This window comes from Xenorhabdus lircayensis (assembly GCF_016306625.1).
GTDB classification, from domain to species: Bacteria; Pseudomonadota; Gammaproteobacteria; order Enterobacterales; family Enterobacteriaceae; genus Xenorhabdus; species Xenorhabdus lircayensis.
On sequence record NZ_JACOII010000065.1, the window covers coordinates 31015 to 43240 of the forward strand.

Below are 12226 nucleotides of genomic sequence, written 5' to 3' on the forward strand. Positions count from 1 at the left end.
AACGGAGCGAATATTAGCGATGAACTGGAATGGTGTCAACGCAAAAATTCTTTTTTCTTATTGTTTGCTTACCATGTAAGCGTATTGTGTCTTCATTGTACTATTTTATTGAATTTACGCACTTTTATTCACCATATTAATAGGTTGAGAATAGGGTGACTGCTCTGAACAGGCGATCATAAACACATCATAAAAACAAATACCGTGTTTCTTCTTCATAATGTGTTTGATGTCACGTTTGATTTCATTCGGTACTTGAGGATGAGTGAGTATTTTATTAATGGCGTTTTTGGAAACTTGCTCATTGACGAACCATTCACCGTTATAACATACACGTAAATCGAGTACGTCAATGTCTTCGAAATGATAGATTGGTTTGATATCAAATAACAGAATGGCAGACATGGCGATAAAAACTATGGTAAATGCAACAAGCGACCAAGTGCCAAAATAGGGTGCATACCACATGAGCATAGCAAGCAATGCATAAGCGATAACCATCGCCAGGCACAAGTATGGATGATGGTGAATAAACAAGCTGTTGAAGTGAACTTTACCATCACGATGCTCTTTAAGATTGATTCGCTCAAGATCCTTAATCAATATCTGTTTGATGATGTTCATAATACTAACCCACTTATTTGTAGAGAAGTGTTGTAAAAAAGTGTGATCGAATTGAAAGTTATGCCATTTTCAAGGTTAGCATGCCAGGAACACACATCTGTATAGCAGTTGCTTTAAATTATTTAGAAAATTGTTATTGCTGACGAGAAAGACCAGTATTCTTGCTAAGATAAAAGTTGAATAAATCAAATAAAATTATAAATGCACCGCTTTATTATGTTATTCTGTTCTAATATTGAGCGCATACGGATTTTTTAAAACGATAATACATAAAAAGGTTGCTATTCGCGTTCGGTCATGCGTTAATGCATCTGGCCTGATTAACAGACCTACTTTATGTACGACATCTTGAGTTAATGAGTTATGTGTAAGTGCTATCTTCGGTAGCCTTTGTTGACCGTTTCCTTCTTAGTGCCTCCATAAGTAATAGCTAATACTGGCCAACACATGCCCGAGGTGGCAAGTTTTTTTTGATATATAGGAAAGTCAAATGTCTGACAAAATGAAAGGTCAAGTGAAGTGGTTCAACGAGTCTAAAGGCTTTGGTTTCATCACTCCAGCTGATGGTAGCAAAGACGTATTCGTACACTTCTCTGCCATTCAAGGTAACGGCTTCAAAACTCTGGCAGAAGGCCAGAATGTAGAATTCACCATTGAAAATGGTGCCAAAGGCCCAGCAGCAGCAAACGTAACTGCTATCTAATCTTCGCCTTTATGCCTTACTTAAGCTCGCCAGGACAAAATGCCGTGGCGGGCTTTTTGTTTTTCTGCACCACGAATATTATTGTGCGATGAATACTGTCCCATGAATTTTATCTCATGAGTTTCATTCTAAAAATTTCTAAGCTAATTTATTTAGATTATAAAAATAACTGAGTGAAAATATAGGTTATTAATCATAAGTTAAAATAAGTCGCAATTGATTGATGAAATATTTATAGCACTGTTGCTTTTTAATGAAACAAAGATCGCATATTTTTTGTAAAGCAGGTTCTCGTTTAAAATCTTTACTTATTCATTTTATCTGTTTATACTCGCTCGAAAATTCTATTGGAGAATGAATAATTGGACAGTCAAAGTTTTAGGTTAGATAAACAATAATCCGGTAAGCTGTTCATTTCCTTCCGATTTGCTGCTTACCTGAAATGGTGGGCGGTACTACTTCAATTTCCATGGGCTGTACCCACCCGAAGAAAGATTATTTGATATTGTTGGGGATCTACTGAACTGGGTTCTTAATAAAGTATCAATTGAAAGTATATCGGGGCACGCATGATGTGGTTATATACTCACTCCTTATTCCCTCCGGGAAAATATAAATAATCAAATCGAATTAAATATTCGTCATCACAATATTCCATGTACGATGAAGAGATTATCTCTTTAGGCTATCTATTGCGTGTTAGTTTAATAACGAATGGATTTTAGTGACTGAATTTCTCATATACAACCAATAGAAAAATGTTTAGTTGCTGTGTAGCAAACAGTCTGAAAAATCCAACCAATAGGTGCTCAGTAAATAAAGTTAACTGAGCAAGCTACTAATGTACATGATTCTCTATACCTAAAAAATCTCAAGTTACGTGCAATCGATTAATAAATTGAGGAATTAAGGGGTTATTTATCCATTTGACGTTATGGAGAATATCATGTTGTTAACATCTATTGCGATTCATTTACTTTCTGCACTATGTTTTGGGGCTTTGATTGGGGCTGAACGTCAATGGCGCCAACGCATGGCAGGATTGAGAACCAACGCTCTGGTATCAACTGGCGCCGCAGTTTTTATTATTAGCTCAATGGCTGCTTCTGTGGATAGCCCGGGGCGTATTGCTGCACAAATTGTCTCTGGAGTTGGTTTTCTTGGTGCTGGTGTGATTATGCGTCAGGGAATGAACATTCGTGGTTTAAATACAGCGGCCACATTATGGTGTTCGGCGGGAATCGGCGTGTTATGCGGGCTGGGTCAATATTGGGCAGCTAGCATTGCAACAGTCATTATCCTTTGCGCGAACATTTTACTGAGAGAAGCCGCACAGAGAATTAATAGCCAGCCTCATCAACAAGCCTTGAATTTAGAACAGCGCTATAAAATCCATGTTATCTGCGACATAAATGACGAAATTTTAGTAAGGACTTTGATTCTACAGGCACTCAATGGATTAGGCGTTAGATTGCAGTCAATGAGCAGTGCGGATGCCATTCAGACTGGCAGGATTGAAGTCTGTGCGGAAATATTGGCGACGCCTGCTGAACAAAAAGAAATTGAGTCAATTGTTTGTCGAGTAAGTTTGGAAAAAAGCGTCACTTCAGTTAATTGGGAAATTGCTGCTGAACTGCCTGCTTAGAATAATTTCTTATATTTAATTCAATAATTTTTATTTATAAGGAGTAAATATGGACGATGTTCCCCTATTCCCCATGTTGAATGAGGTGTTGCCTATGGAGTAACTTCGTTTCTCAGATAGGCAACGCAAAAAAGATTTATATGAGAATTGTCCCTTGCAGAAAGGGGGATGGTTATCGCACATTAAATATAGAAAATGCGTTATGACTGAGAAATAAATTAATAAATCAGCCAATTTGTTCAAGGAAAAAAATTTGTCATCGCGAAACGGGCTAACCAGAGTCTTGATCATATCCTCAGTGATCTTAATGGTCATGTATTGGGACTAACTGACGATGATGCCGTAGAACGTTTAGGGCAGTACGGTATCAATGAAGTTGCACATGAGAAAAATCTCCATGCCTTGATTCAGCTTATTACCGCTTTCCACAACCCGTTCATCTATGTATTGCTACTACTGGCTGCAATCAGTTTTTGTACTGATTACTTATTGCCATCATCCAATGGGGATGAAATGAGTCTTACGGACGTCATGATTATCTTACTGATGATCACATTGAGCGGATTGCTGCGATTTTGGCAAGAATATCGTACAAATAAGGCTTCTGAAACTTTGAAATCGATGGTTAATACAACAGCAACCGTGCTGAGACGTTCTTCCCATGACACCAAACTACAGAAAAAAAATTCCAATTAAGTATTTGGTGCCGACCGTATTGTTAATCCATGGATTAACAAAAGGAGATTGGTTCGATGCTGCGTTGTTTGCACTAGCTGTTGCTGTTGGATTAACGTCTGAAATGTTGCCAAGGATTGTCAGCTCCAATTTGGCGAAGGGTGCCATTGCCATGTCAAAGAAAAAAGTCATTGTAAAACGACTCAATGCAATACAGAACTTTGGTGCAATGGACGTGTTATGTACCGATAAAAGGAACATTGATCCAAGACAAAATTATTCTCCGGCATTATTTAGATACAGAGGGCAGGAAAGATGCCTCTGTACTTCATTGGGCTTGGCTAAACAGCTCTCATCAAAGCGGGACTAGAAACCTAATGGATCAAGCGATTGTCAGGTATGGGAGCGGAAATTAAGGCATCAATTTTCTTCGCAGCTACAGAAAAATTGATGAGTTGTCTTTTGATTTTGTTAGACGCAGTTTATCAATTTCTATACAGGATTTGTGTAAAAATCATCAATTAGTCTGTAAGGGCGCCGCTGAGGAAATGCTATCAGTTTGCTCCTATATAAGAATAAAGGAGCAAATTATTCCTCTCACTGAAGAAAATTGCAACAATTAAATGGAACTAGTTAGTAGCTATAACGAACAAGGTTTCAGGGTGTTAATCTTAGCAACACGGGAGTTAAGTCCTGATGAAGTGAAGCATCCGCTTTCTGTTACTGATGAAAAGGAGATGGTACTACAAGGTTTATTAACATTTTTAGATCCGTTAAAAGAGAGTGCTGCAATGGTAATTGCGGTATTAAGGGGAAATGGCGTTTCGGTTAAGGTGCTTACCGGAGATAATCCTGTCATTACGGCTAAAGTTTGTCACGATGTGGATTTAGATTCTGGAAATATTCATTCTTGTTGGCCCTGATATTGAACTAATGAGCGATGAAGACCTTTCAAAAGAAGTGGAATTAAGGTCGGTCTTTTGTAAGTTAACCTCTCTGCAAAAATCACGTATTTTAAAATTATTGCAAAATAATGGCCATACGGTTGGTTTTCTTGGTAATGGAATAAATGACGCACTGGCATTCCGGGATGCTGATATCGGAATTTTCGTTGATACAAGGACGGATATCGCAAAAGAGTCAGCAGATATCATTCTGCTTGAGAAAAATCTGATGGTATTAGAGGAGGGGGCATTAAGGGAAGAGCAACGTTTGGGAATATCACCAAGTATTTAAATATGACGGTCAGTTCAAATTTTGGGAACGTATTTTCTGTACTGGTTGCCAGTGCATTTATTCCATTTTTGCTGATGTTAGCCATTCATCTGCTTGTACAAAACCTAATGTACGATATTTCACAACTGTCTTTGTCGCGAGACAAAATGGACAATGAGTTTCTGAAAAAGCCGCACAAGTGGGATACAAAGAATATCGAACATTTTATGATTTGGATTGGCTCCACATCCTCTATCTTCGACATCACGACATACGCTGTTATGTGGTCTGTATTTGCAGCTAACAGTTTAGAACATCAAGCCTTATTTCAATTGGGATGGTTTGTGGAAGGGTTACTGTTACAGACATTAGTTGTTCATATGTTGCGTACACAAAAAATTCCGTTTGTGCAAAGTACGGCTGCATTACTTGTTTTATTAATGACACTAATCATAATGGTACTGGGTATTTACATTTCGTTTTCCCCTTTTGGTACCCTAATTGGGTTACAGCCACTACCGTGGGAATATTTTCCATTATTAATTGGGACTCTAATAAGCTACTGCATCGTTGCCCAGATGATGAAGCGATTTTACATTCATCGATTTGGTGGATAGTTGTAAATAATTCTCATTAATTAATTTGTTATTCTGTATGGACTAAGTGAGTAATCCATACAAAAAGTATGGTATTAAAACTCTCAACATAACAAAATTTTTGTGGATATTTAGAATAGGTCTTGATGTTATTCTTTGAATATGAACCTTCTATCACAATATAAATGAATTTAAGGAAGTAATAGAGTTATATTTATATGTTATTTTTTTTATTTGAAACGCCAATTTAAATCGTCCTTTGCTACTTGTATTTAAAGTTAAGTAGAATAAATTTCTTTTTCATATTTATCTTTCCATCTGTGTTCATTTCTTTTCATTCAGAATATCTATTCATCTTTTAATTGGGTTTTATGTAGTAATAAATTGTTGCCAAATTTGCATTTGGGAATGATTTTATATCTATATTTTATGTTATTTAAGTAAATTAATTTTTGGGTACTAGGATATTTTACTTTTGAATCTGGTTGTTATCGGTGTGTTTTAGAATAGCCTATAAAACATTGATTATTCTTATCATTTATGAGATGTCTGGAAATTTAATTGATCATTTTTTCTTATGATTTATGTGTATAAGCTAGCCAATGAGAGGAAATAATCATCAAAGGGCGTTTAGTTAAATTCATGTCACAGACAGGCTGTATATACGTTTATTTAGTTTAAATAAACTAATTAATTATCATGGTTAGGAGTAGCTTTGATAGCTCTTAAGAGGCGTGAATTTTGTTGAATTAGCAAAGCCTTGCTGGTTGTGTTTACTGGGGGAAAAGGATACAGATGTTTTTTTATTTCAATATCATACTGTATTTTATCTTATTTTTGTGATCTGTGTGATATTTGTGTTCAAAGTGGGTGGAGTACCCCCCTTTCTTCTGTGTGAAAATAGTACGATCGTAAATTAAAAATGATCAGACTGGTAGCTTTTTAATAACTAGTATTCACATATAATTAATAAATTTGGCATAACTATGATCTAAGTCAAGTTATAGTGGAAGATGAGTACCTACCTACATTATCAAGAGACAAATTTTACTAAGATATTGGTAATTTTACTAAAGGGAAGATTTTTTATCGTTATTTTGGATTTATAAGTTTAATAGATCGCATAAAACAAAAAACAGTCCCTAATATTTTTATTTAAATAATTTAACTTATTAATTGTGGACTATTTCTTGTTTTCTGTTGCTTGAATAGTTAATGAGCTAGAATCATAATAAAAAGTGTTAGTTTTGTGATCATGATCACATAGTATTTAAAATGACATATGTTCTCCGTTGTATAAGTTGATGATTCAGGAGTAAAGTTAATTAGCATTAAGAATATTCTTAATCAATTGTGGCAAGTGCATTACTCAGATGACGCAATAATACTTTCACAACCCATTACCGAAATATTTTAGAAATTGGGCGATCCCAAGAGTAATACAAAGGACAGTTACTGCTCTGGCTAAAGATGTATATTTCAGTTATGTCGGAGATTATTGAATCTCATGCTACTGGTAATTTTGTCGTGAGTGATTCTTTGATCACTTAATTTAATTTTTTCATGTAATCGGACGGGATATATAGAAATGAGTACGGTTGAATTGCTCAAACATATTTATGACATAAATTTATCGTATTTGCTTTTAGCACAACGGCTAATTAACCATGAGAAAGCATCTGCGATGTTCCGTTTAGGTATTAGTGAATCGCTGGCTGATACGTTGGCCGAGCTGACATTGCCTCAGTTAGTAAAATTAGCTGAAACTAACCAACTGATTTGCCATTTTAGGTTTGAAGACCACGAAACCGTGCAGCAGTTAACGAAAGAATCGCGGGTGGACGATCTGCAACAAATTCATACAGGTATCTTGCTGTCTACTCATCTTTTTCAGCAGTTATCCGCTCAGGATGACACTTCAATCAAGAAAAGAGCGTAAAGATGGTTGAAAAAAGTATTGTTCAGGAAGCGAAAGATATTCAACTGGCAATGGAACTGATCACTTTGGGCGCGCGATTGCAGATGCTTGAAAGTGAAACGCAATTAAGCAGGGGCCGATTGATCAGATTGTATAAAGAGTTGCGGGGAAGCCCTCCGCCTAAAGGGATGCTCCCCTTTTCGACGGATTGGTTTATGACTTGGGAACAGAATATTCATTCGTCAATGTTCTACAATGCTTACCGTTTTCTGTTGAAAAGTGGACATTGTGAAGGTGTAGAGGTTGTTGTCAAAGCTTATCGGCTGTACCTTGAGCAATGTCCCCCAAGTAGTGATGAAGGGCCTGTTTTGGCATTAACCAGAGCTTGGACACTGGTTCGTTTTGTTGGCAGTGGTATGTTACAGCCAACAGGGTGTCGCTGCTGTGGTGGAACTTTCATCACACATGCTCACCAACCGGTAAATAGCTTTGTTTGCAGTCTTTGCCAACCACCTTCACGGGCAGTAAAAAAACGTAAACTTTCCACTCAACCTGCCGATACTAATTCACAACTGCTGGATGGATTTGCTCAGCAAGCTATGTGAATTTAAATGGGAAATTAAAATTCAGGTTACAGGTTTGAACATAAAATCTGTAACCTGCCATTACACCCTTCTTCATTTATTAATTCGCCCTGTTCAAATCCCATCTGCTCACCAACTTAGCTAAAGGATATCGCGTGTTAGTACTTTTAGGATATATCGTGGTTTTTGGTGCGGTAATTGGTGGCTATCTGCTTGTCGGTGGCCACATGGGCGCACTTTATCAGCCAGCGGAATTTTTGATTATTGCCGGTGCGGGAATTGGCGCTTTTATCGTGGGCAATAATGGCAAGGCGATAAAGGCAACACTGCGTGTTTTACCAAAAGTATTGCGCAGATCAAAATACAACAAAGCAATGTATATGGATCTCATGGCGTTGCAGTTCCGCCTACTATCCAAATCCCGCCAGAATGGGCTTCTGGCTTTGGAACGGGATATTGAGAATCCACATCAAAGCGACATTTTCACACAGTATCCTCGTTTGTTAAAAGATCAGCATTTGATGGATTTCATCACTGACTACATGCGCCTGATCATCAGCGGTAACATGAATCCTCATGAAATCGAAGCCTTGATGGATGAAGAAATCGAGACTTACGAACAGGAGAGTGAAGTACCGGCTACCAGTTTGGCAATGGTAGGGGATTCACTGCCTGCATTCGGGATTGTTGCTGCCGTAATGGGGGTAGTTCACGCACTGGGATCTGCGGATCGTCCGGCAGGAGAACTGGGCGCTTTGATCGCGCATGCGATGGTGGGAACATTTCTGGGGATCTTATTGGCTTATGGTTTTGTTTCTCCTTTGGCGACGCTACTTCGTCAGCGCAGTAGCGAACAAGTCAAAATGATGCAATGCATCAAAGTGACACTGCTTTCTAGTTTGAATGGTTATGCACCACAAATCGCGGTTGAATTCGGTCGGAAAACATTATTCCTCACAGATCGTCCTTCATTTACCGAACTTGAAGAGCATGTTCGTCGGGTTAAAGCCCCTGTACAACAAGAAGTTGAAGAATAATTATGAGAGCGAATAATGTTTCTGTCATCAGAATAAAGAAACGTAAAAAACATAATTCTCATCATTTCGGCGGATCATGGAAGATTGCGTATGCGGATTTTATGACTGCAATGATGGCATTCTTTCTGGTTATGTGGTTGATATCAATTGCCAGTCCACAAGAATTGACCAGCATTGCAGAATATTTCCGTACCCCTTTGCAGGTAGCAATCAATAAGGGGCAACAAAGCAGTGACAGCACAAATCCGATCCCCGGAGGAGGGGATGATGTTTTCCAACAGGATGGGGAAGTTTTCCGCCAATCTCAATTGGTTGAAACCAGTGAGGAAACACGTCGCCTGAATCGATTGCGCCAGCAACTTGATCAACTGATTATTACCGATCCTCGTCTTAAAGAGCTGCGTCCTCATTTATTGATAGACATGATGGATGAAGGATTGCGGATTCAGATTGTCGATAGGGAAAACCGTCCGATGTTCATGATTGGCAGTGCAAAGGTTGAGAGTTACATGAGCGATATCTTGCGGGCAATTGCGCCGATCTTGAATGATATTCCAAACAAAGTCAGCCTTTCTGGTCATACTGATAATTTACAGTATGTCAATGGTCAGCGGGGTTACAGTAACTGGGAACTTTCTTCTGATCGTGCCAATGCGTCAAGGCGTGAATTGCTACTTGGTGGTTTAGATGAAATCAAAATCCTGCGGGTTGTGGGTATGGCATCCACCGTGAGCATGCAGAAGGGTATTGATCCGAATGCGTCGGTTAACCGTCGTATCAGCATTATTGTACTGAATAAAGATGCGGAAAAACGGATTGAGCAGGAAAACAGTGGCGGTAACGCCATGACAGCTAACAATAGTATGGATATGCAAGAAGTCATCAGAACGGATTCGAATGAGGGAACGCCTTCTCAGCAACCTACCGAACAATCCCATGTGATCATAAAACATGAAATCACAAAACCGGAGCAGCCATCGGCTGAACCGCCCAGTGATACTAATAAGGTGACAGAGTAAGTAACGATGGATATTACCGCGTTTTATCAGACTTTCTTTGATGAAGCAGATGAGTTATTGGCCGATATGGAACAGCATTTATTGCTGCTCAACGCCGATGAACCTGATCATGAACAGTTAAACGCAATATTTCGCAGCGCCCACTCCATTAAGGGGGGCGCTGCGACTTTTGGTTTTGCCAAGCTACAGCAAACTACGCATGTTTTGGAGAATCTGCTCGACAGTGCTAGACGTGACGAAATACGTCTGACCATTGACATTATCAACCTGTTTTTAGAAGCGAAAGATATTATGCAGCAACAATTGGATGCCCATAAAAGTTCTCAGGAGCCGGATGAAGATACATTCAATTATATCTGCGAGACACTACGTCAGCTTGCATTAGAATTACTGGAAGATAAGCAAGAAGAGAAGCAAAAAGAAGAATGTGTTGCTGCAACACCTGAAACGCAGACTGAACTTACCACGGAAGAAATTGTAAATGAAGCGGAGGAAAAACAGACGGGAGCCGTATCCCAACCTTCTCCCGTAGCTAAATCCGCTCATGGGCAGATCCGTGTTCATTTATCCGGGCTGAAAGAACGTGAAGTCGCTTTGATGAAGGATGAATTGGGGCATCTTGGTGACATTTATGATGTAGAACAGACTTCAGACAGCATTGAAGCATCATTGATCACATCTGCGACAGAAGATGATATTACGGCAGTGTTGTGTTTTGTGATTGAGCCTGAACAGATAACATTTTTGCCAACGAATGAATCTCAGTCGGAAAATACGGACACTGAAACAGCGCAAGATGCTGTAGTAAAAACTACTGTAAAAACCACAGTAGACAATAGTGCAAAAGAAAGTACAGAAGAAAAAAATACAGAACAAGAGACTACAGCGGCAAATACGGTCGCTACAAATAAGCCACAACCGGATAATATTCCGAAAAAAACAGATGTACATGAAGTAGGGCGTCCAGCGCCACGTCCAGCGGCGGGATCACCACGCCAACGTGCGGAATCCTCCAGTATTCGTGTTGCGGTTGAAAAGGTCGATCAACTTATCAACTTAGTGGGTGAATTGGTCATTACCCAATCGATGCTAGCACAGCACTGTAATGGTCTAGAACCCACAAAACATAGCGAACTGCTGAGTTGTATGGCCCAATTGCAGCGAAACTCCCGTGATTTGCAAGAATCGGTCATGTCAATCCGTATGATGCCAATGGAATACGTTTTCAGCCGTTATCCGCGTTTGGTGCGTGATTTGGCTGGAAAACTCAATAAGAAAGTGGAACTGACACTGATTGGTAGCTCAACAGAACTGGATAAGAGTTTGATTGAGCGGATGATCGATCCTCTTACACACTTGGTACGTAATAGTCTTGACCATGGTATCGAAAGCCCTGAAAAACGTCTCGCAGCCGGTAAATCAGAAACTGGGAATTTGACTCTGGCAGCTGAACATCAGGGCGGAAACATCTGTATTGAAGTCATTGATGATGGTGCAGGCCTAAACCGTGAGAAGATCTTGGCAAAAGCGCAGTCTCAAGGACTGAGCATCAGTGAAAACATGAGCAATGAAGAAGTGGCCATGCTGATTTTTGCTCCTGGATTCTCTACCGCAGAAGTGGTAACGGATGTTTCTGGTCGTGGTGTTGGCATGGATGTGGTTAAGCGCAACATTCAGGATATGGGTGGGCAGATTCAGATCAACTTCCAGGAAGGGAAGGGGACAGTCATTCGCATTCTGCTGCCACTGACATTAGCAATACTGGATGGTATGTCTGTCAGAGTGAATAATGAAGTTTTCATTCTACCACTGGGTGCAGTGGTCAGCTCATTGCAGCCACAAGATGAAGATATTTATCCATTGGCGGGTGATGAAAAGTTATTACAGGTACGTGGTGAATATTTACCGCTGCTTGAGCTGTATCGCATATTCGATATCCCTCATGGAGAAAACGATCCAACGAAAGGCATTGCCGTCATTGTGCAGAGTGCCGGGCGCCGTTATGCATTGCTGGTGGATAAACTAGTAGGGCAGCATCAGGTCGTTGTTAAAAATATTGAGAGTAATTACCGCAAAGTGCCGGGTATTTCGGCGGCCACCATCATGGGGGATGGTAGTGTTGCACTCATTATTGATATCCCTGCTTTGCAGAAACTCAACCATGAACAGTTGGCCGAGCGCAAAGCGGAACTGGTGAATAACAAATAAGA

At 39.5% G+C, this 12226-nt stretch carries 8 protein-coding genes and 1 pseudogene; 8 read left to right on the forward strand and 1 reads right to left on the reverse strand.

Annotation, left to right across the window (positions count from 1 at the left end; all coding sequences use genetic code 11):
- Positions 1–114 precede the first annotated feature (114 nt).
- Positions 115–624, reverse strand: a complete 510-nt coding sequence (locus H8A87_RS17600; RefSeq protein ID WP_198691216.1) for a YlaC family protein — start codon at positions 622–624, stop codon at positions 115–117.
- Between the two features lie 490 nt (positions 625–1114).
- Between H8A87_RS17600 and cspE the strand changes: the two genes are divergently transcribed.
- From cspE to cheA, 8 genes and pseudogenes are all read left to right on the forward strand, one after another.
- Entirely contained in the window at positions 1115–1327 is a 213-nt protein-coding gene (cspE, locus tag H8A87_RS17605; protein WP_010847246.1) for a transcription antiterminator/RNA stability regulator CspE, read from the forward strand.
- Between the two features lie 946 nt (positions 1328–2273).
- Positions 2274–2972 (forward strand): MgtC family protein, encoded by a 699-nt coding sequence (locus H8A87_RS17610; protein WP_408646943.1) that lies wholly within the window; start codon positions 2274–2276, stop codon positions 2970–2972.
- A gap of 225 nt (positions 2973–3197) precedes the next feature.
- Positions 3198–5479, forward strand: a pseudogene (mgtA, locus tag H8A87_RS17615) (magnesium-translocating P-type ATPase).
- A 1567-nt stretch (positions 5480–7046) separates the two neighbouring features.
- Positions 7047–7397, forward strand: a complete 351-nt coding sequence (gene flhD / locus H8A87_RS17620; RefSeq protein ID WP_198691218.1) for a flagellar transcriptional regulator FlhD — start codon at positions 7047–7049, stop codon at positions 7395–7397.
- Positions 7398–7399: 2 nt separating this feature from the next.
- Positions 7400–7981 (forward strand): flagellar transcriptional regulator FlhC, encoded by a 582-nt coding sequence (gene flhC / locus H8A87_RS17625; protein ID WP_198691219.1) that lies wholly within the window; start codon positions 7400–7402, stop codon positions 7979–7981.
- A 134-nt stretch (positions 7982–8115) separates the two neighbouring features.
- Positions 8116–8997, forward strand: a complete 882-nt coding sequence (gene motA, locus H8A87_RS17630) for a flagellar motor stator protein MotA (RefSeq protein ID WP_198691220.1) — start codon at positions 8116–8118, stop codon at positions 8995–8997.
- A 2-nt stretch (positions 8998–8999) separates the two neighbouring features.
- Positions 9000–10016 carry a flagellar motor protein MotB gene (gene motB / locus H8A87_RS17635; RefSeq protein WP_198691221.1) on the forward strand — a complete coding sequence of 339 codons (1017 nt, stop codon included), beginning with the start codon at positions 9000–9002 and terminating at the stop codon, positions 10014–10016.
- Positions 10017–10082: 66 nt separating this feature from the next.
- Positions 10083–12224, forward strand: a complete 2142-nt coding sequence (gene cheA / locus H8A87_RS17640) for a chemotaxis protein CheA (protein WP_408646945.1) — start codon at positions 10083–10085, stop codon at positions 12222–12224.
- The last annotated feature ends 2 nt before the right edge of the window (positions 12225–12226 follow it).

Excerpts from the sequence above, each read along its gene's own strand:
- motB (WP_198691221.1), top strand. The coding sequence starts at position 9,000 with ATGAGAGCGAATAATGTTTCTGTCATCAGAATAAAGAAACGTAAAAAA.
- cheA (WP_408646945.1), top strand. The coding sequence starts at position 10,083 with ATGGAACAGCATTTATTGCTGCTCAACGCCGATGAACCTGATCATGAA.
- flhC (WP_198691219.1), top strand. The coding sequence starts at position 7,400 with ATGGTTGAAAAAAGTATTGTTCAGGAAGCGAAAGATATTCAACTGGCA.
- H8A87_RS17610 (WP_408646943.1), top strand. The coding sequence starts at position 2,274 with ATGTTGTTAACATCTATTGCGATTCATTTACTTTCTGCACTATGTTTT.
- H8A87_RS17600 (WP_198691216.1), bottom strand. The coding sequence starts at position 624 with ATGAACATCATCAAACAGATATTGATTAAGGATCTTGAGCGAATCAAT.
- cspE (WP_010847246.1), top strand. The coding sequence starts at position 1,115 with ATGTCTGACAAAATGAAAGGTCAAGTGAAGTGGTTCAACGAGTCTAAA.
- flhD (WP_198691218.1), top strand. The coding sequence starts at position 7,047 with ATGAGTACGGTTGAATTGCTCAAACATATTTATGACATAAATTTATCG.